This is a genomic window from Caulobacter sp. GW821-FHT09H08 (genome assembly GCF_059415885.1).
The window spans coordinates 298214-316771 of the sequence record NZ_JBWKOC010000004.1; the positions used below are offsets into that span (position 1 = coordinate 298214).

Genomic DNA, 18558 nt, shown 5'->3' on the forward strand with positions numbered 1-18558 from the left:
ATCGATCCGCCTAGCGGAAGGTCCCACGGTCCCGAAGCCGGGACACCATCGTCAAAAATCGATCGGCCATAGCAGGTTGGGCTTCGCCCAAGCCCGCGCCCATGGCCGACGCCCCATCGCCCCCGAAAGGAGCGCCCCTTGTCCAAAGGCAATCGTGAAGTCCGCAAACCCAAGGCGATCAAACCCAAGGTGATCGCCGCCGCGCCCTCGATGCTCTCGCAGACCCTGACGCCGCGAAAGAAATAGCAACCGGGCTCCAGGAGACCGAGCGCCGCGGACCGGCGCGCTCGACCAGAGGCCAAGTCATGAAAACCTATCCCGGAACGCGCCCCTCCGTCCCCAAGGGGCTGAACGATTCTCGATCAACGGGAAGCCAGCCCGCCAGGCCGCGACCGATCGATCCGGACGCCCTGCGAGGCACCAAGTCTTGATCAAGCCCCGCGAGCCGCCGACCATCGCCTACCTGATCCTGGTCCATCGCTATCCCGAACAGTTCAAGCGGCTGTTCAAGGCGATCCACGATCCGGCCAACCACTACCTGGTCCATGTCGACAAGAACGCCGGCCCCGGCCTGGAGGGCGATCTTCGCGCCTTCCTCGCCGCCTATCCCAACGCCGCCGTCCTGGAGGGCCAGCGCGCCCTGTGGGGCGGCTACAGCCTGGTCGAGGCCGAGCTGCGAGGCATGGCTCGGCTGCTCGAGATGGACGCCCGCTGGGACCACTTCATCAACCTCAGCGGCCAGGACTTTCCCCTGGCGACGCAGGCGCGCATCCGCGCCTTCCTGGGCGCCAACCGAGGCCGCGAATTCATCCGCGTGCTAGATCAAGCCAAAAGCCGGCCCGAAACCATGGGCCGCGTTCTCCAGCACGTGGTCGAGCGGGGCGGTCGCATTATCGACAGCCTGGTCACGCGGCTCTTCATGAAGGACGCCACGCCCTATATCGGCAACCAGTGGAAGATCGTCAGCCGGGCGTTCTGCCGGTTCGTCTGCCACGACCTGTCGGCGGATCGCTACAAGGCCTTCTATCGTAACACCTTCATCGCCGATGAGGGCTTCTTCCAGACCGTGATGATGAACACCGCCGCGCACGGCGAGATCGTCAACGACGACAAGCGGATGATCGACTGGGTTCCAGACGGCGACATCAAGCTTCGTCCCAGAACGTTCACCGCCGCCGACGCTGACATGCTGACGTCGAGCTCGGACCTCTTCGCGCGCAAGTTCGACGCCGAGATCGATGCCGAAATCCTCGACATCCTGGAAGCGCATCTGCGGTCCCAGGTCGTCGCGAACGAACGCACGCCAAAGGCGATCCCGGAGCTTCCGGCCATGCTGGTGGCCTAGAGATCGGCGGCGTCCACGCCATCCGGTCAGGACGCCGCCTCACCCTATCGATCGCACACCGCTCTTTCCTGGAACTGGAACACCGACATGGTCAGCCGACATCTTGTCATAGCGGGATGCGCCCTGGCGTACGCCGGCGCCATTGGCTTTTCAGTGACCGACCTTCTGCGCGATCCGCCCATGAAGGCCTATTCCATCACGCCTGGCGGGGACGTGACACGCTGCGTCGAGATTCGCGCCACCAGCCAGCGCATGGCCAGCCAAGCCGCGAACCTTCATCCGCGCCGCCCAAGCGACAGCGGCGACTGTGCGGCGCTCCCCGCCGTCACGGCGATGGACCCAGGCCTGGTGCTTGCGCGGATCGCCAACGCCTTCCTGTTCGTCACGGCGATCCTGGCTACGCTCTGGATGGCCGTCGGCATTGTCCGCCTATGGCGCCGAGACGTCGCTACCGAGATTGAAGGCGCCCAACCGTAACGGCCAACCTCGCCCCTACTCCGGCCACAAATCCTGCACATCCCCCTTTCGGTTCAGCATGTGCGTGGCCCGCTTGATCAGCATGAGCAGGCGCTCTTTGCGGCCGTCCTTGTCGTAGGTCAGCGTCGTGCGCGCCAAGCCCTCCAGCATGAACCGGGCCAGGTCCCGGCTGGCCTGGAACCTCGGGCCGGCGCCGGCGTGGAGGATCTTCAGGAAGTGGTCGCCGGCCTGGGCGCGGTCGAACTCGGCTTGGGCGGGCGCGAGGAGCGCGTGGATGGCCGGGTCGGTGCGGCCGGCGGCCTCCATCTCGGCGAAGGCGGTGAAGGGCGTCGAGTGCAGCAGGTCCCAGTAGCTGTCGATCGCGTGCTCGGTGACGTCGGCGCCGGGCGGCAGGCTGTCGGCGGCGGCGCGGAACAGGGTCGAGCGCTCGGCCTGGATATGGGCCACGGCGGCCTCGACCAGGGCTTCGCGGGTGGGGAAGTGGTAGAGCATCGCCCCGCGCGTCAGGCCGGCCGCGTCGGCGATCGCCGGGTTGGTGGCCGCATGGTAGCCGATCTCGGCGATCAGGTTCATCGCGCAGTCGAGAATCCGGGCGCGGGTCTTCTGCGACTTCGGGGTGTCCTTGGCGAGGCGGGCGGCGTCCATCGGGGTGACTTAGTGCGCTCGATGTTGCACCGCAACAGCTCGCGCGGGGCCAAGCGGCAAAAGGGGTCGGGGATGCGTCCAGTTTTTTGACGAACTTGGTAAAACTGCTCATTTCTCAGGCTGACGTTACGGAAGCTTCGAGGCAGTTCGCGGCGAACGCCGCCAAAAAGGCCGCAGCCTCATTTCATCAAAGCGACACGCAATCAGCTTAATCGCCGGGCGTTGGCCGCCCTCTTTCCGATCCGGGGACGGAAAGATGTGCGGCGCCACAACGGGGGTTCGACCATGAGCGCCGACGTCGCCGTTCGCCGCTACCGCTCCATCTTCATCAGTGACCTGCACCTGGGCACGCGGGGGTGCCAGGCCGAGCTGCTGCTGGACTTCATCCGCCACGTCGAGTGCGAGAAGCTGTATCTCGTCGGCGACATCATCGACGGCTGGAAGCTGCGCAGCGGCTGGTACTGGCCGCAGGCGCACAACGACGTGGTGCAGAAGATCCTGCGCATGGCCCGCAAGGGCACCGAGGTGATCTATGTGCCCGGCAACCACGACGACCGGATCCGCGACTTCTGCGGCGTCCACTTCGGCGGGGTCATCGTGGCGCGCGACGTGATCCACGAGGCGGCCGACGGCAAGCGCTACCTGGTTGTCCACGGCGACGAGTTCGACGGCGTCGTGCAGCACGCCAAGTGGCTCGCCTTCCTCGGGGATTGGTCCTATAGAACCATCCTCATGCTGAACACTCTGGTGAATCGCCTGCGGCGTCGCCTTGGGTTCGGCTACTGGAGTCTCTCGGCCTATCTGAAGGTCAAGGTGAAGAACGCGTTGCAGTTCATCGAGAACTTCGAGGCCGCCGTGGCCGACGAAGCTCGGCGTCGGGGGGTCGACGGCGTGATTTGTGGTCACATCCACAAGGCCGAGATGCGCGACATCGACGGCGTCCGCTACATCAACGACGGCGACTGGGTCGAGAGCTGCACGGCCCTGGCCGAGCACGCCGACGGCCGTCTCGAGATCCTGGAATGGGCCAAGCTGCGCTCGTGGTCGGTGATCGATCGCGCCAGCACGCTGCCCGCCGCCCTTGGTGATTCCGCCGACGAGCCCTTGCCGGAGCCGGCCGCCGCCTGATGCGAATACTTCTTGCTACCGATGCGTGGGAACCTCAGGTCAACGGGGTGGTGCGCACCCTGAGCCGGGTGACCGAGGAGCTGCGCGCCCTGGGCCACGAGGTCGACGTCGTCAGCCCCGAGCAGTTCCCGACCTTCCCGCTGCCGACCTATCCCGAGATCAAGCTGGCGATCGGCGCCTACGAGCCCGTGCAGGAGCGCTTCAAGTCGTTCGAGCCCGAGGCGATCCACATCGCCACCGAGGGTCCGATCGGTCTGGCGGCGCGGCGGATCTGCCTGGAGTGGAAGCTGCCGTTCACGACCAGCTACCACACCAAGTTCCCGGAATATGTCTCGGCCCGCCTGCCGCTGCCGCTGGCGGCCGGCTACACCTACATGCGCTGGTTCCACAAGCCGTCGGGCCGCCTGATGGTGGCGACACCGACCATGCGCGACGAGCTGGCCAAGCACGGCTTCCGCAACCTCTCGCCTTGGTCGCGGGGCGTGGACACCGACATCTTCAAGCCGCGCGCCCCCGACGACTCCGACCCGTTCGAGGGCCTGGCGCGGCCGATCTACCTCAATGTCGGCCGGGTGGCCGTCGAGAAGAACATCGAGGCCTTCGCCAGCCTGGACCTGCCGGGCACCAAGGTGGTGATCGGCGCCGGTCCCCAGCTGGAAGAACTGGCCGAGAAGTATCCCGAGGTGAAGTTCCTGGGCGCCAAGTTCGGCGACGAGCTGGCCCGCTACTTCGGCGGCGCGGATGTCTTCTGCTTCCCGTCCCTGACCGACACCTTCGGCCTGGTGATCCTGGAGGCCATGGCCGCCGGCGTGCCGGTGGCGGCGTTCTCGGCCCCGGGGCCGGTCGACATCATCCCGGGCTCCAACGCCGGCGTGCTGGCGCCGGGCCAGACGGACGGGCTGAAGGAAGCCTGCCTCGCCTGCCTGGACCTGGATCGCACCGTGGTCCGCAAGTTCGCCGAGCGCTTCTCGTGGCGCGCCTGCGCCGAGGAGTTCTACCGCAACCTCCAGCCCTATCCGGAGCCGGAGAAGACGCGGTTCTGGCGCCGACTGCGACGGCTGGCGCGGCTGCGGAAGAAGACGGCGGCCTAATTCAGACCCCCTCGTGCGACCGCTCCATGGCGCGCTTGTAGGCGTCGCGGCCGGTGGTGCGGGCGATGTAGGCCTGTTCGGCGTCGCCGAGGATGAGGCCGCAGGTCCGCTGGCCCAGGTTCAGGGCGTAGGTCACCGAGATGTCGGCGGCGGTGAAGTCCTCGCCGGCGAGGTAGGGCGAGCTGGCAAGCCGCTGGCTGACCAGCTTCAGCCGCTTCTGGAACGACTTCAGGCACCAGGCCGCGCCCCAGTTCTCCCGTTCGGCCTCGGGCGCTATGAAGCGGCTGACGATCACGGGCATCATCAGGGTCGCCAGGCCGGCCTCGCCGAGATGCAGGAACTGCTGGTAGGCGGGGAAGGTCGCATCCTGTGGCGCGGGCGCCAGCGGCGTCGGCCCGTAGCGGGCCATCAGATATTCCATGATGGCGATCGACTCGACCATGACGACGTCGCCGTCCTGGATCGCTGGGATGTAGTCGGCGGGGTTGATCGCCAGGAACGCCGGGTCCTGCTCGGCGGCCAGCATGTCCACCTGCCGCACGCGGTAGGGCAGGCCCATCTCCTCCAGCACCCAGACGACCCGGATCGATCGCGAGGTCTGTCCGCCCCAAACGGTGATCATGCGCAGGCCCTTTCGCTGTGGCGTCGGCGGGGGCCCTACCCCTCCGCCGCGTCCTTCTTCCGCTTGCACGGCTTGAGGATGACCTTGTCGATCCGCGAGCTGTCCATGTCGACGATCTCCAGGTCGAAGGCGCCGATCTCTACGTGTTCGCCCTCGACCGGGATGCGGCCCAGGCGGTCCAGGATCAGGCCGGCCACGGTGTGGTAGCCGCCGTCGGCCTCGAAGTTCTCGCCGAGGTGATCGTTCAGCTCCTGGATGTCGAGGCGGGCGTCGATCAGCCAGCTGCCGTCGTCGCGGCGGACGATGCGCTTCTCGTCGTCCGCATGGTCCTCGGGGAAGTCGCCGGCGATCATTTCCAGCAGGTCCAGCGGCGTGATCGCGCCCTGCAGCGAGCCGAACTCATCGACGACCAGGGCCATGTGCAGGCTGGTCGACTTGAAGACCTGCAGGGCCTTCAGCAGCGACATGGTCTCGGGGATGGCGACGGGCTGCTGCACGTGGGCCTTGAGGTCCAGAGGATCGCCCGACAGGCAGGCGTCCAGCAGGTCCTTCTTGAGCACCACGCCGATGTCGCCGTCGAGGTCGTCCTCGGTGGCCACCAGGATGCGCGAGTGGGCGCTGACGCGGATCTCGCTGAGCACGGTCTCGGGGCTGTCGGCCAGCGAGACCCAGAAGAGGTCGCGGCGCGGGGTCATGGCCACGCGGACCGGGCGGTCGCCCAGGCGCAGCACCTCGTTGATCATCGCCCGTTCCTCGGGCTCGATCAGGCCAGCGTCGGCGCCTTCGGCCAGGACCGCTTCCATCTCCTCGGTGGTGACGCCGTTGTTGCGCTCGTCGCGCACGCCCATCAGCTTCAGCACGGCGGCGGTGGAGACGGTCAGCAGGGTCACGAACGGGCGCAGCACCGTGGCCACGATGGCCAGGAACGGCGACATGCGGCGGGCGATGGCGTCGGGGAACATCAAAGCCAGGCGCTTGGGCACCAACTCGCCCAGGATGACCGAGACATAGGTCAGGCCGATGACCACGATCGTGGTGGCGATGCCCTCGGAATATTTGGCCAGCGGCGGGACACTGCTCTCCAGCCAGGTGTCCAGCGCGCCGGCGATGGTGGCCTGGCCGTAGGCGCCGGCGAAGATGCCGATCAGGGTGATGCCGACCTGCACGGCCGACAAGAACCGCGTCGGGTGCTCGGCCATGGCCAGGGCCAGCTTGGCCCCCTTGTCGCCCCGCTCGGCGAAGCCTTGTAGACGCGCCTTGCGGGCCGAGACGACGGCCAGTTCGGACATGGAGAAGACCCCGTTCAGCAGAACGAGGAGGAAGACGACGACGAGCGCGACGAGGATCATGGCCCTTGGGGGTCAGTGACTTGGGGGGTCGGGGACGCGCCGCCGGGCGGCGGCCGCGGCCGGGGTATGGGGGAGGCCCCGGCCCGGTCACTATACAAAGAAAAACGCCGCGGCCCATAGGACCGCGGCGCAAGAGAAAGGCGGGGAGGAAATCGCCTAGTCTTTAGGAGGCCGGACGGCCCATCACGGTCTTGTTGCTCACGACGCCCTTTTGAGCTTCGTGCTGACCGGGGGGCAGCGGGATCAGGCCGCGGCCTTGCAGGTAACCACCACGACCCGTGGCGGCGTCCGAGGTGAATTCCTTCAGGAACTCTTCCAGGCCCGGCGTGACGCCGATGTTGGCCTTCTTCACGTAGATGAAGAGGGTGCGCGACAGCGGGTACGAGCCGTCCGAGATGGTCTGGGCCGAGGGCTTCACGCCGTTGACGGTCGCGCCCTTGATCTTGTCCATGTTCTCTTCGAGGTACGACCAGCCGAAGACGCCCAGCGAGCCCGGGGTCTTGGTCAGGGTGCCGACGATGGCGTTGTCGTTCTCACCGGCGTCGATCCAGCCGTCGCCGCGCAGCGGGTCGACCTGGGCCTTGAACTTCTTCTCGTTGTCCGAGCGGATGGCGTCCAGGGTCGGGAACTTGCGGGCGCCGGCCTCGATGGCCAGTTCGACGAAGGCGTCGCGGGTGCCCGACGTGGGCGGCGGGCCGTAGACCTGGATGCGGTTGCCCGGCAGGCCGCCGGCGACGTCATCCCAGTTCTTGTTCGGGTTCGGGATGAACTGACCACCCTTCAGGACGACCTTCGAGAGACCCATGTAGAGGTTCTCGGTCTTGAAGTTGTAGTCGGCGCCGTCCTTGTCGGTGGCGATCACGATGCCGTCGAAGCCGATCTTGATCTGGATGATGTCCTTGACGCCCTTGCTGGCGCAGGCGTCGAACTCGGCCTTCTTCATCGGACGCGAGGCGTTGGCGATGTCGGGGAAGCCTTCGCCCGTGCCGCCGCAGAACAGCTTGATGCCGCCGCCGGTGCCGAGGCTTTCAACCTTCGGAGCCTTCTTGCCCGACTTCTTGGCGAAGTTTTCGGCGGCGCGGGTGGCGAACGGGAACACGGTCGAGGAACCACCGGCCCAGACATAGTCGCGGGCGGCGTAGGCGGGGGCGGCGGCGAGGCCCGACAGGGCGACCACGGCGGCCGCGCAGGACAGAAGCTTCTTCATGGCGAACTCCTAGAGGAGACGAATGTTGGGGAAGCGGGCGGGCCGCAGCGGCCCGCCCGGAAAAGCGAGTTGGCTTAGAAGTCCAGCTGAGCGCGCAGCTGGAATTGCTTCACGTCGTAGTCCTGGTTCAGGCCGATGTTGTCCGACTTGCCGTCGGTGTAGTTGGCCTGGAAGCGGACGTACGAGACCGGGTAGTAGTTCACGCCCAGGGTCCAGCCGGTGTACTTGCCGGCTTGCGACGTGGCCGGCTTCACCTTCAGGGTGTCGTAGGCGTCGGTCAGGTCGGCGTAGTCGTAGCGCAGGGCCAGTTCCAGACCGCCCATGCCGCCGGCCGTGACCGGGTTCAGGATCTTCGGACGCTTGATCTCGCCAGCGGCCGGATCGTAGTTGCGCATCTCGCCGGTCGGCCAGAACGACACGAAGGCGTAGCCCACCTTCACCTTCGGATCGCCGCCGACATTGGCGCCGCCCGTGCGGGTCACGTCGATGTTCGAGTACTCGCCTTGGACCGAGAACGGACCGTGGATGTACATGCCTTCGACGGCCAGGGTCTTGTCACGGTTGCCGATGCCGCCCGTGGTGTAGAACGTGGTGCCGTTGGTGTAGGCGGTCGTCGTGCGGCCGGTATAGGCGAAGGCGCCTTCGTCGCCGCGGTTGCGGTAGCGGTACGACAGGGCGACGTGCAACTTGTCGGTGTCGGTGTTGACCGGGGCGTAGTGGCCGCGCGCGGTGACGCCGAAGCGCTCCTTGCTGTCGGCGCCGGCGTTGGCGACGTCGGCGGTGTTGATGCTGTTGCCTTGGACGGCCAGCGTCGCCGAGTAGTTGAAGCCCTGGTACTTGGCGACTGCGCTGACCAGGTAGCTGTCGACGCCGAAGTCACCGTACGGACCACGGTCCATGAAGGTGATGAAGCGGGTCGAGGTCAGGTTTTCCAGGCCGGCGGCCTTGATGTTGCCGAACAGCAGCGAGGTCTGTTCGTTCGGCTTGTACTCGATGACCACGTCGTCCCACGAGGCCGCGCCACCGTTCACCCAGCCGCCTTCGGCCTTGTAGGCGAAGTAGTTGTTCAGCTTGCCTTCGACGCCCAGGAACACCTGGCGACCGCGCCAGTTGCTGGTCTTGAAGTCGCCGCCCGGGCCGGCGCGCTCGACGTCCTGGTTGACGTAGTCGACGAGGATCCGGCCGCGGAACTTGAACATGACGTCGTCGTTCGAGAACTGCGGAGCGCCGCTCCACTTGTAGCTCATGTCCTGGGCTTGGGCGGCGACGCCCAGGCCGAGAGCGAGCGCGACGCCCAGCGCCGAACCGGCGACCAGCGAGGTCTTGGTGCTCATCGTGAGAAATCCCCTTGAAGCTTGCCCCTGCCTCTCTCACCCCTCTTGGGGCGGGATCAGGATGTCCGGGGGCTTACCGGGGGCGCGTGACGGTTCCGCCACCGATTTGTGACAGCCCGACGACAAGTGATTTCAAGCGCTTAAGCTGTGGCGTCAGGGCCACAAGGCGACGACGGCCACGGACTGGAAATATCCGTTCACCGACGGCTTCGGAGTCCTTGAATCACAACGCCTCCCCGGCTTTTCGGCGAGGGAGGCGCGTGAACGAAAGCCGCTGTCGGGAAAAAATCTACAGCAACCGGGTGCGGATGATCTGCGACAGCAGGTCGATCATCGAAACGGCCACGACGATGACCAGGACGATGCAGCCGGTCTGGTCGTATTGGAACGCGTTGACCGAATCGAGCAGCACCTGGCCGACGCCACCAGCGCCGATCAGGCCCAGCACGGTGGCCGAGCGGCTCGACGACTCGAAGCGATAGAGGGCGTAGCTGGTCCACAGCGGGGCGACCTGCGGGATGACGCCCCAGACGACTTCCTGCAGCTTGACCGCCCCCGTGGCGCGCACGCCCTCGACGGGACCCTTGTCGATCGACTCGACGGCTTCGGCGAACAGCTTGGCCAGCACGCCGCCGGTGTTGAACGTCAGCGCCATGACGCCGGCGAAGGGGCCCAGGCCCACGGCGGTGATGAAGATCAGCGCCACGACCAGGTCTGGGATCGAGCGGATCAGGTCCAGGACCCGGCGAACGGGCTGCTGGATCCAGACCGGCGTGATGTTGCGCGCGCCCAGCAGGCCCAGCGGGATGGCGACGATGATCGCCAGGAACGTACCCCACAGCGCCATCTGGATCGTCTGCCACATCTTGCCGATGTAGAGCTCCCAGTCGGCCGCCATGAACGCCTTGGCGTCGGTGAACGGCGAGAAGAAGCCTCGCGCGAACTCCTGCATCCGCCCCGCCTCGGTGAAGAGCTGCGGGAACTTGTCGATCTCGGCGGGCTTGAAGCTGATGATCAGCAGCATGGCCACGCCGCCCCAGATCAGGGCGTCGAAGGCCATGGCCGATGTCGAGCGCTTGGGAGGCGCCGGAATGGTCTCGCTCATCAAGCGCCTCAGTTGGCGGGCTGCGCGGGCGCGGCCAGGCCGGCCTTGCCCTCGGCGGCGATGCGCTCGGCCTTGATGCCGTCCAGGTTCTTCTGGGCCGCGGCGATCTTGGCCTGGTCGCCGGTTTCACGGGCGAGGCCGAGACCTTCCAGGGCTTCCATCTCGCGCACCACCAGCAGGTGGGTGTTGTCGGCCGGCTTGAAGCCGCCCATCGACAGCTTCTCGAGATTGGCGCGCTGCTGGGCCGCTTCTGGCGTGTCGCCCTGGCCGTAGGTCAGGAAGAACTGGCGCAGCTTCTCCTTCACGACCGGATCGAGGTCCTTGCGCCAGACGATCGGGTCTTCCGGCAGGGTCGGCGATTCCCAGATCACCTTGACCTTCGAGGTCTTGTTATCCGCGCGCTCGGCGTTCAGGCGAAGGGCCGTGGTGTTGTTGGTCGAGGCGTCCAGCTTGTGGTTGCCGACGGCCGCCAGGTTGGCGTCGTGGCTGGCGCTGAGCACGGTCTTGAAGCAGTTCTCGGGCTTCTTGCCGGCCGGGATGAAGACGTAGGTCATCGGGGCCAGGGTGCCCGAGGTCGACTTCTTGTCGCCGATGCCGAAGTTCAGCGTCTTGTCGCACTTCAGCAGGCCCTCGAGGGTCAGCTTGCTGTCGGCCGGGACGATGATCACCGACTTGTAGCCGTCCGTGCCCGACGGATCGAAGGTGCGGGCGAACACTTCACCGCCCGAGCGGCGCACGGCTTCCAGGCCCGACTGGTTCGAGAACCAGCCCAGATCGGTCTGCTTGGCGCCCATGGCGACGATCAGCGACGAGTAGTTCGACGAGAAGAACGGCTTCACCTTGAGGCCGGTCTGCTTCTCCATGTCAGCCAGGATGGGATCCCAGTACTGCTGCATGTTCTGGGCCGACTCGGTCGACAGGATCGAGAAGGTGACCGTGTCCTTGGCGGCCGCGGCGTCGGGCTTCTGCGAGCACGAGGCCAGGGCCAGGGCCGAAAGACCGGCGGCGATGACGAGAGCCGAGCGACGGCGGATCATTGTGGAGCTCCTTCCCAGAATACGTCCTCGAATTCCGGGCCGTAGATATCGATGAGTTGTTCGCGCTTCAGGCCTTCGGCCGGGCCGTCATAGACCTTCTGGCCGGCCTTCAGGGCCACGACCCGGTCGCAATAGCGCAGGGCGTAGTCCACCTGGTGCAGGGTGACGACGACGGTGAGGCCGTCGCTTTGATTCAGGTCGCGAAGAATCTCCATGACCTTGCGCGCCGAAACGGGGTCCAGCGAGGCGACCGGCTCGTCGGCGAGGATGATCTTGGCCTTCTGGACCAGGGCGCGGGCAATGGCGCCGCGCTGCTGCTGGCCGCCCGACAGGGTGTTGGCGCGCTGGGCCGCGTAGTCGGCGACGCCGACGCGGTGCAGGGCCGCCATGGCCGCTTCGCGCGTTTCCTTGGGCCATGCGCCGAACAGGCCGCGCACGAACGGGATCCGGCCCAGCGAGCCGAGCGCCACGTTGCTGAACAGCGACAGGCGGCCGACCAAGTTGAACTGCTGGGCGATGAAGCCGATCCGGATGCGCGCCTTGCGCACCTGGTCCGACACCTTGCCCTTGGCCTGAACCGGGCCGCCGAAAGCGGTGATGACGCCTTCACCCTCGTCGATGGTCTGCAGACCGTCGATGGAGCGCAGGAGGGTGGATTTGCCCGAACCCGAAGGCCCGATGAGCGCGATCATCTCGCCCCGAGCGACGTCGAGGGAGACGGTGTCCAGCGCACGGCGCGACCCGAAGGTCTTCGAGGCGGCGCGGATCGAGAGAACTGGGTCCGACGTCATGGTCGGGGCGAATCCTTAACGTGGTTTCACGGGTTGGGAAATGCGTTCTCCGGTTTGGGGCAGGGACGCAATGGATTTGTGACAAGCCATGGATCAATTCGCCCCAAACCGGGGCTGCAAAAGGGACTTTACAACCCGGTCCAATGCCCCTATCTCGCACGGCTCCGGCGGACCCGAAGTCCTCTAAACGCTGCTAACGCCGGCCTGGGTTTAACTTCCAACAGGGGGTTACGTGAATTGCGCACGTACCACACACCCCTGGACCTGGTCCGTGAGCGGTCACCGGAACGTCCCGTCGCACTCGTGCGGCCTGACGCGGTTTCCGTAGCTGCGCGCTGGTTCCAGTCCGAATTCAAGGGCGACGTCTTCTATGCGGTGAAGGCCAATCCTTCGCCGTGGGTCATCCGTGAGCTGGCGCAAGCCGGCGTCCGGTCCTTCGACGTCGCCTCGTTGAACGAAATCGAACTCGTGGCCGAGCAGGCCCCGGGCTCGCGCATGGCCTTCATGCACCCGGTCAAGAGCCGCGCCGCCATCTCGGCCGCGTACTTCGACCACGGCGTGAAGACCTTCTCGTTCGACACCCACGAAGAGCTGGCCAAGATCCTGGACTCCACGGGCCAGGCCAAGGACCTCAACCTGATCGTCCGCATGGGCGTGCAGGCCGAGGGCGCGGCCTACAGCCTGTCGGGCAAGTTCGGCGTCGAGGCGCACAACGCCCCGGGCCTGCTGCTGGCCGCGCGTCGCGCCACGCAGGACCTGATGGGCCTCAGCTTCCACGTGGGCAGCCAGTGCATGCGCCCGACGGCGTACCAAGCCGCGATGGCCCAGGCCTCGCGGGCGCTGGTCCGCGCCGGCGTGCTGGCCGATGTCGTCGACGTCGGCGGCGGCTTCCCGTCGATCTATCCGGGCATGGTCCCGCCGGATCTCTCCGAGTATCTGGCCGCCATCGACCGCGGCTTCGCCGAGATGATGGTCCACGAGACCACCGAGCTCTGGTGCGAGCCGGGCCGCGCCCTGGTGGCCGAGGCTTCCTCGCTGCTGGTCAAGGTCGAGCTGAAGAAGGGCGACGCGCTCTATCTGAACGACGGGTCGTACGGCTCGCTGTTCGATGCGGCGCACATGAAGTGGCCCTTCCCGGTCAAGCTGTACCGCAAGAACGGCGAAGTGGTGGAAGAGGGCCTCAAGCCCTTCCGCTTCTACGGCCCGACCTGCGACAGCGTCGATCACATGCCCGGCCCGTTCTACCTGCCGGAAAGCGTCGACGAGGGCGACTACATCGAGATCGGCATGCTCGGCGCCTATGGCGTCGCAATGTCGACCCGCTTCAACGGCTTCGGCGAGACCGACACCGCGGAAGTGCAGGACGCCCCGATGGCGTCGATGTACGGCCTGGCCAAGCGCTCCATCCCGGCGGTCCGCCAGGAGAACGAAGAGCGCAAGATCGTCCGCTTCTCGCGTCCGAAAGGCGCGGCCGGCAAGCGCAAGCGCCGTCGCTAAACCGACGTGGTTCGCCAGTAGATCGTTTCTGAGTTAAACCGCGCGCCGCGCCCGACGTTATGAGACGTCGGGCGTAGCCGCATTTTCGCTCCCGCCGGTCGCTCCGTCCCGGCGAAGAGCTTGTTTCAACGACGGGCGTCCAAAGTCAGGGAAACCGAAGCGATGAACGCTCCCGTTCCGAACAACACCAAGGCCGAGCTGCTGCAGAACGTCGTCGAGCACATCGACATCACGTCCTTCGACGCCCGTCCGATCATCGACTCGATGCGCAAGATGTCGTTCTCGAGCCGCGACACGGCCCGCGCCGCCGACATCTTCAACATGGCCCTGGGCGACACGGGCTGCTCGCCCTGGCTGATCCTGGCCGGTTCGACCTCGGCCGGCGGCTGCATGCACGTGTACCGCGACATGGTGAAGAACGGCATGATCGACGCCGTGGTCGCCACCGGCGCCTCGATCGTCGACATGGACTTCTTCGAAGCCCTCGGCTTCAAGCACTACCAGGCCGCCGGCCCGGTCGACGACAACGTGCTGCGCGACAACTACATCGACCGCATCTACGACACCTATATCGACGAGGAAGAGCTCCAGAACTGCGATCACACGATCCTGGAGATCTGCAACCAGCTGGAGCCGCGCGCCTACAGCTCGCGCGAGTTCATCTGGGAAATGGGCAAGTGGCTGTCGGAAGGCAACGCCAAGAAGCCCGGCTCGCTGATCCAGACCGCCTACGAAGAAGGCGTTCCGATCTTCTGCCCGGCCTTCGTCGACAGCTCGGCCGGCTTCGGCCTGGTCAAGCACCAGAAGGAACAGATCGCGGCGGGCAAGCCCTATCTGATGATCGACGCGGTCGCGGACTTCCGTGAACTGACCGACATCAAGATCGCGGCCGGCACCACGGGCCTGTTCATGGTCGGCGGCGGCGTTCCCAAGAACTTCGCCCAGGACACCGTCGTCTGCGCCGAGATCCTCGGCGTCGAGGCGGACATGCACAAGTACGCCATCCAGATCACGGTCGCCGACGTGCGCGACGGCGCCTGCTCGTCGTCGACGCTGAAGGAAGCCGCTTCGTGGGGCAAGGTCTCGACCACCTACGAACAGATGGTCTTCGCCGAAGCCACCACGGTGGTGCCGCTGATCGCCAGCGACGCCTATCACCGCGAAGCCTGGAAGGGCCGCGAGAAGCCGCGTTGGAACAAGCTGTTCGGCAAGTAAGCCGACTGACGCTCTGAAGGTTGATCGGCCGGCAGGCTTGCCCGGCCGGATGTGAAAATGCAGGGTCCCCGAGCTTTCAGTTCGGGGACCTTTTTCATGCGCGCTTCCTGGCTCGTCACCGCCGCCGCCCTGATGCTGACGGGATGCGCCACGCTGAGCGGCGACGCCCCCGCCGACCGCTACCTGGCCAAGGGCGCGTTCGACGCCCGCGACCACCTGCCGCCCGCGCCGAAGAAGGGCTCGGCCGCGGACCTCCGCGACCGCGAGATCTTCCACGCCACCCGCGCCCTGAAGGACACCCCGCGCTGGTCGCTGGCCCAGGCCGACAACGCCGAGGAAGAGGTGATGGACGCCTATGCCTGCGCCCTGGGGGTCAAGCCCACGCGCGAGAGCAATCCGAAACTGGCGGCCACCCTGCTGAAGATGAGCCGCGACGTCCGTCCGGCGGTTTCCGGGCCCAAGCTGAAGTATCGCCGCCCGCGCCCCTACCTGCACGAGGACGGCCCGATCTGCATCAAGCGGAGCCTCGGCCTCTCGATCGCGCCCGACTATCCGTCCGGCCACTCGACCTGGGGCTGGAGCGTCGGCCTGGTGCTGGCGCAGATCGCGCCGGACCGCTCCGACGCCATCCTGGCCCGCGCCAAGGCCTTCGGCGAAAGCCGCATCGTCTGCGGCGTCCACAACGCCAGCTCCGTCGAGGCTGGCCGCCAGAACGCCCAGAACCTGTTCGCGGCGCTGCAGGCCTCCGACGCCTTCAAGGCCGACCTGGCCATCGCCCGCGCCGAACTGGACGCGGCCCGCGCCAAGGACCCCGCGCCGGATCCGAAACGCTGCGAGGCCGAGGCCGCCATCCTGGCCAAGCCGATCGCCGAGTAGGTTCCCCTTCCCGCCAGCGCCATTTTCCTTGTCATCCCGGCCGCAGCGAGGCGGAGAGCCGGGGAAGAACCGGGACCCAGGGGCAACTGCACTGCGCCGGCCCCTGGGTCCCGGACAGCCTCTGCGAGGCTTCCGGGATGACAAGGGCTTTGAGCTTTCGAATATCGTCTGACGCTAGACACCCCCGCTTGCGAGCGTCGCAATGACCATGCAGGCTCCCCCCCAACAAACGTTCGGGGACTCTTCCGTATGCGCATCAAGCTCGCCCTCGTCGCCGGCGCGACCCTCGTCGTCGCCGCCTCGGGCCTGGCCTTCGCCCGTCAGGAAGCCCCCGCGCAGAAGGGCTATCTGCCGCCTGGCGCGATCGACACCTCGAAGATCCTGCCGCCCGCGCCCAAGGAGGGCGAGGCGCGCTACGAGAACGACCGCAAGGTCTTCCTGGCGACGCGCGCCCTGAAGGACACCCCGCGCTGGGCCCTGGCCCAGAACGACGTCGACGAGCGCAAGATCGTCGCCGACTTCGGCTGCGCGCTGGGCTTCACGCCCGATCCGCAGAAGCTGCCCAAGACCACCGCGCTGCTGATGAAGTTGCGCTTCGACGTCATCGACGCCGTGAACAAGCCCAAGGACCTCTACCAGCGCAAACGGCCCTACCTGATCGACGAGGGTCCGATCTGCGTCGACAAGACCGAGGGCCTGGCCAAGAGCCCGGACTATCCGTCCGGCCACACCACCTGGGGCTGGACCGTCGGCCTGATCCTGGCCGAGGCCGATCCGGCCCACGCCACCGAGATCCTGGCTCGCGCCCGGGCGTTCGGGGAAAGCCGCCTGGTCTGCGGCGTGCACAACAGCAGCGCCGTCGAGGCCGGCCGCACCAACGGCGCGGCCCTGGTCGCGGCCCTGCACGGCTCCAAGGCCTTCCGCGACGACGTCGACGCGGTGCGCGAGGAACTGGCCGCCGCGCGCAAGACGGCCACCGCCCCGGCCCAATGCGACGTCGAGTCCGCCTTGATCGCGAAATCTCCCTACTAGCTCCCCTATCCGCTCATCCCCGCGAAAGCGGGGACCCAAGCGGACGTTCAGGATTGGGCTGATCGCAGCGTGAAATAGCCGGACTCGGCTTGGGTCCCCGCTTTCGCGGGGATGAGCGGTTGTGAGCGTGGTTGCGCACATGTGCGCGGGCCTCTACCTCTTGGCCATGGCCCACGGCTCTTCCTGCGGACACGATCACCACAACCACGGCGTCGCCGGGTCGGCCCTGGCGGCCGAGCTGGAGGCCGCCGAAGCCCGCTGCGCGGCCGCCGAACAGCGCCTGACCGCGCCGCGTCGCCGGGTGCTGGAACTGCTGCTGGAAGCCGGCCAGCCGGTGAAGGCCTACGACCTGATCTCGACCTTCGGCGGCGAGGGTCCGCCCGCCAAGCCGCCGACCGTCTACCGCGCGCTCGACTTCCTGGAGAAGCAGGGCTTCGCCCACCGGATCGAGAGCCTCAACGCCTATGTCGCCTGCCGCAAGGAGGCCGACGGCCACGCCGCCGCCTTCCTGATCTGCGACTGCTGCGGCGCGACCCGCGAGATCGAGCCCAAGGCCAGCGCCGAGATCATCGCCGCCGGCGCCGCGGCCGGCTACGCGCTCACGGGCGTGACCATCGAGGCGCATGGCCTGTGCGGCGATTGCCAGGGCGGCTGAGGTTTCCTTCTGCCCCCTTCCGGGGGCGGACGGTCGCGTAGCGACCAGGTGGGGGCAAGTGAGGTGAGCGTTCCGAGCACTCGCCCCCTCCGCGCTTCGCGCTCCTCCCCCGGAGGGGGAAGAAGGTGCTGCCGCTGGCCAACCTTCACCAAACCCCGCTAGACTCGAACGATCGTTCCACCTCGTTCGAGAGACGCCATGACGACCGCTGAAGCCCTCCCCGGCGTCGAGATCTGGCGTGGTGGGGTCAATACTTGGGACTGCGACGAGATGGGGCACATGAACGTGCGCCACTACGTGGTGCGCGCCCAGGAGGGCCTGGTCGGCATGGCCGCCGAGCTGGGCCTGCAGGACGCCTTCTCGCCCTTCGCCAACGCCACCCTGCTGGTCAAGGAGCAGCACATCCGCTTCCTGCGCGAGGCCCACGCCGGCGCGCCGCTCTACATGCTGGGCGGGGTGATCGAAATGGGCGAGACCGAGGCGCGGCTGCTGCAGCTGTTGATCCACCCGGCCTCGGGCGAGCTGGCGGCGACCTTCCAGACCACCGTCGTCCACGCCACCCCGCGCGACGGCCAGCCGTTCCCCTGGCCGAAGATCGCCCGCGAGCGCGCCGAAGCGCTGAAGGTCGAGGTTCCGGAGAAGGCCCGAGCGCGGAGCATCGACCTGTCACCCTTCACGCCGACCGCCAGCCTGGCCCGCGCCCATGAGCTGGGCCTGCCCCGCATCGGCCTGGGCGGCTTGCTGCCGTCCGATTGCGACGTGTTCGGACGAATGCGCACCGAGCAGTTCATCGGCCGCGTCTCGGACGGCATCGGCACGTTCATCCATCCGTTCCGCGACGTGGTGGTCGAGCACGCGGACAACAGACCGACCCGTTTCGGCGGCGCGGTGCTGGAATACCGGATCGTCCACCTGGCCTGGCCGCGCGCCGGCGACCGGGTGGATATACGCTCGGGCTTGGTGGGCACCGATGCGCGGACCATGCGGGTCGCCCACTGGATGCTCGACCCGGCGACCGGCCAGCCGTGGGGGACTTCAGAGGCCGTGGCGATCACCTTCGATCTGGACGCGCGGAAGGTCGTGCCGGTGACGGACGCGGCGCGGGCGGCGTTGGCGGCCAGCGAGGTGAAGGGGTTGGCGCTTTAGGGGCTC

At 67.1% G+C, this 18558-nt stretch carries 19 protein-coding genes and 1 pseudogene; 12 read left to right on the forward strand and 8 right to left on the reverse strand.

The genetic code is table 11. The features are described from left to right. The first annotated feature begins 305 nt into the window (after positions 1 to 305). From AC07NN_RS15910 to AC07NN_RS15920, 3 genes are all read left to right on the forward strand, one after another. Positions 306 to 431 (forward strand): hypothetical protein, encoded by a 126-nt coding sequence (locus AC07NN_RS15910; RefSeq protein WP_494642804.1) that lies wholly within the window; start codon positions 306 to 308, stop codon positions 429 to 431. Continuing rightward, positions 428 to 1345 carry a beta-1,6-N-acetylglucosaminyltransferase gene (locus tag AC07NN_RS15915; RefSeq protein ID WP_494642806.1) on the forward strand — a complete coding sequence of 306 codons (918 nt, stop codon included), beginning with the start codon at positions 428 to 430 and terminating at the stop codon, positions 1343 to 1345. Before AC07NN_RS15910 ends, AC07NN_RS15915 begins: the two co-directional genes overlap by 4 nt. A gap of 87 nt (positions 1346 to 1432) precedes the next feature. Beyond that, a complete protein-coding gene (locus AC07NN_RS15920; protein ID WP_494642808.1) occupies positions 1433 to 1822 on the forward strand; it encodes a hypothetical protein in 390 nt (129 codons plus the stop codon). A gap of 15 nt (positions 1823 to 1837) precedes the next feature. Here AC07NN_RS15920 and AC07NN_RS15925 read toward each other — a convergent pair whose 3' ends face one another. Beyond that, the gene (locus AC07NN_RS15925) at positions 1838 to 2467 is read right to left on the reverse strand and encodes a TetR/AcrR family transcriptional regulator (RefSeq protein ID WP_494642810.1); all 630 of its coding nucleotides are present in this window, start codon (positions 2465 to 2467) and stop codon (positions 1838 to 1840) included. 285 nt (positions 2468 to 2752) lie between these two features. On the opposite strand from AC07NN_RS15925, the gene AC07NN_RS15930 reads away from it, so the two are divergent. Then, entirely contained in the window at positions 2753 to 3595 is an 843-nt protein-coding gene (locus tag AC07NN_RS15930) for a UDP-2,3-diacylglucosamine diphosphatase (RefSeq protein ID WP_494642814.1), read from the forward strand. Beyond that, entirely contained in the window at positions 3595 to 4686 is a 1092-nt protein-coding gene (locus AC07NN_RS15935; protein ID WP_494642817.1) for a glycosyltransferase family 4 protein, read from the forward strand. Before AC07NN_RS15930 ends, AC07NN_RS15935 begins: the two co-directional genes overlap by 1 nt. Before the next feature lies 1 nt (position 4687). Here the strand turns inward: AC07NN_RS15935 and AC07NN_RS15940 are convergent, their stop codons facing one another. From AC07NN_RS15940 to phnC, 7 genes are all read right to left on the reverse strand, one after another. Next, positions 4688 to 5308: a glutathione S-transferase family protein gene (locus AC07NN_RS15940; RefSeq protein ID WP_494642819.1), complete on the reverse strand. Its 621-nt coding sequence runs from the start codon at positions 5306 to 5308 to the stop codon at positions 4688 to 4690. 35 nt (positions 5309 to 5343) lie between these two features. Then, complete coding sequence (locus AC07NN_RS15945; RefSeq protein ID WP_494642821.1) at positions 5344 to 6657, reverse strand: hemolysin family protein; 1314 nt, start codon at positions 6655 to 6657, stop codon at positions 5344 to 5346. A 163-nt stretch (positions 6658 to 6820) separates the two neighbouring features. Further along, positions 6821 to 7864, reverse strand: coding sequence for a substrate-binding domain-containing protein (locus tag AC07NN_RS15950; protein ID WP_494642823.1), 1044 nt, complete (start codon positions 7862 to 7864; stop codon positions 6821 to 6823). Positions 7865 to 7938: 74 nt separating this feature from the next. Next, positions 7939 to 9198, reverse strand: a complete 1260-nt coding sequence (locus tag AC07NN_RS15955) for an OprO/OprP family phosphate-selective porin (protein WP_494642825.1) — start codon at positions 9196 to 9198, stop codon at positions 7939 to 7941. 289 nt (positions 9199 to 9487) lie between these two features. Then, a complete protein-coding gene (gene phnE, locus AC07NN_RS15960) occupies positions 9488 to 10303 on the reverse strand; it encodes a phosphonate ABC transporter, permease protein PhnE (protein WP_494642830.1) in 816 nt (271 codons plus the stop codon). A gap of 8 nt (positions 10304 to 10311) precedes the next feature. Beyond that, positions 10312 to 11340 (reverse strand): phosphate/phosphite/phosphonate ABC transporter substrate-binding protein, encoded by a 1029-nt coding sequence (gene phnD / locus AC07NN_RS15965; RefSeq protein WP_494642835.1) that lies wholly within the window; start codon positions 11338 to 11340, stop codon positions 10312 to 10314. After that, positions 11337 to 12131 carry a phosphonate ABC transporter ATP-binding protein gene (phnC, locus tag AC07NN_RS15970; RefSeq protein WP_494642839.1) on the reverse strand — a complete coding sequence of 265 codons (795 nt, stop codon included), beginning with the start codon at positions 12129 to 12131 and terminating at the stop codon, positions 11337 to 11339. Before phnC ends, phnD begins: the two co-directional genes overlap by 4 nt. Before the next feature lie 237 nt (positions 12132 to 12368). On the opposite strand from phnC, the gene AC07NN_RS15975 reads away from it, so the two are divergent. From AC07NN_RS15975 to AC07NN_RS16005, 7 genes and pseudogenes are all read left to right on the forward strand, one after another. Beyond that, positions 12369 to 13628, forward strand: a complete 1260-nt coding sequence (locus AC07NN_RS15975; protein ID WP_494642843.1) for a type III PLP-dependent enzyme — start codon at positions 12369 to 12371, stop codon at positions 13626 to 13628. 162 nt (positions 13629 to 13790) lie between these two features. After that, positions 13791 to 14843: a 1,9-bis(guanidino)-5-aza-nonane synthase gene (locus AC07NN_RS15980; protein ID WP_494642848.1), complete on the forward strand. Its 1053-nt coding sequence runs from the start codon at positions 13791 to 13793 to the stop codon at positions 14841 to 14843. Positions 14844 to 14939: 96 nt separating this feature from the next. Continuing rightward, positions 14940 to 15719 (forward strand): acid phosphatase, encoded by a 780-nt coding sequence (locus AC07NN_RS15985; protein WP_494642852.1) that lies wholly within the window; start codon positions 14940 to 14942, stop codon positions 15717 to 15719. Between the two features lie 17 nt (positions 15720 to 15736). After that, positions 15737 to 15891, forward strand: a pseudogene (locus AC07NN_RS15990) (hypothetical protein); the annotation flags it as partial. A 77-nt stretch (positions 15892 to 15968) separates the two neighbouring features. Continuing rightward, on the forward strand, positions 15969 to 16751 hold the full coding sequence (locus tag AC07NN_RS15995; protein WP_494642857.1) for an acid phosphatase: 783 nt from the start codon (positions 15969 to 15971) through the stop codon (positions 16749 to 16751). Between the two features lie 166 nt (positions 16752 to 16917). Further along, a complete protein-coding gene (locus tag AC07NN_RS16000) occupies positions 16918 to 17406 on the forward strand; it encodes a transcriptional repressor (RefSeq protein WP_494643988.1) in 489 nt (162 codons plus the stop codon). A gap of 198 nt (positions 17407 to 17604) precedes the next feature. Further along, the gene (locus tag AC07NN_RS16005) at positions 17605 to 18552 is read left to right on the forward strand and encodes a thioesterase family protein (RefSeq protein ID WP_494642865.1); all 948 of its coding nucleotides are present in this window, start codon (positions 17605 to 17607) and stop codon (positions 18550 to 18552) included. Positions 18553 to 18558: the final 6 nt, after the last annotated feature.

Coding starts and splice junctions, on each gene's coding strand:
- phnE (WP_494642830.1), bottom strand. CDS start 10,303: ATGAGCGAGACCATTCCGGCGCCTCCCAAGCGCTCGACATCGGCCATG.
- phnD (WP_494642835.1), bottom strand. CDS start 11,340: ATGATCCGCCGTCGCTCGGCTCTCGTCATCGCCGCCGGTCTTTCGGCC.
- AC07NN_RS15940 (WP_494642819.1), bottom strand. CDS start 5,308: ATGATCACCGTTTGGGGCGGACAGACCTCGCGATCGATCCGGGTCGTC.
- AC07NN_RS15995 (WP_494642857.1), top strand. CDS start 15,969: ATGCGCATCAAGCTCGCCCTCGTCGCCGGCGCGACCCTCGTCGTCGCC.
- AC07NN_RS15930 (WP_494642814.1), top strand. CDS start 2,753: ATGAGCGCCGACGTCGCCGTTCGCCGCTACCGCTCCATCTTCATCAGT.
- AC07NN_RS15955 (WP_494642825.1), bottom strand. CDS start 9,198: ATGAGCACCAAGACCTCGCTGGTCGCCGGTTCGGCGCTGGGCGTCGCG.
- AC07NN_RS15920 (WP_494642808.1), top strand. CDS start 1,433: ATGGTCAGCCGACATCTTGTCATAGCGGGATGCGCCCTGGCGTACGCC.
- AC07NN_RS15935 (WP_494642817.1), top strand. CDS start 3,595: ATGCGAATACTTCTTGCTACCGATGCGTGGGAACCTCAGGTCAACGGG.
- AC07NN_RS16005 (WP_494642865.1), top strand. CDS start 17,605: ATGACGACCGCTGAAGCCCTCCCCGGCGTCGAGATCTGGCGTGGTGGG.
- AC07NN_RS15980 (WP_494642848.1), top strand. CDS start 13,791: ATGAACGCTCCCGTTCCGAACAACACCAAGGCCGAGCTGCTGCAGAAC.
- AC07NN_RS15910 (WP_494642804.1), top strand. CDS start 306: ATGAAAACCTATCCCGGAACGCGCCCCTCCGTCCCCAAGGGGCTGAAC.
- phnC (WP_494642839.1), bottom strand. CDS start 12,131: ATGACGTCGGACCCAGTTCTCTCGATCCGCGCCGCCTCGAAGACCTTC.
- AC07NN_RS15950 (WP_494642823.1), bottom strand. CDS start 7,864: ATGAAGAAGCTTCTGTCCTGCGCGGCCGCCGTGGTCGCCCTGTCGGGC.
- AC07NN_RS15925 (WP_494642810.1), bottom strand. CDS start 2,467: ATGGACGCCGCCCGCCTCGCCAAGGACACCCCGAAGTCGCAGAAGACC.
- AC07NN_RS16000 (WP_494643988.1), top strand. CDS start 16,918: ATGGCCCACGGCTCTTCCTGCGGACACGATCACCACAACCACGGCGTC.
- AC07NN_RS15985 (WP_494642852.1), top strand. CDS start 14,940: ATGCGCGCTTCCTGGCTCGTCACCGCCGCCGCCCTGATGCTGACGGGA.
- AC07NN_RS15945 (WP_494642821.1), bottom strand. CDS start 6,657: ATGATCCTCGTCGCGCTCGTCGTCGTCTTCCTCCTCGTTCTGCTGAAC.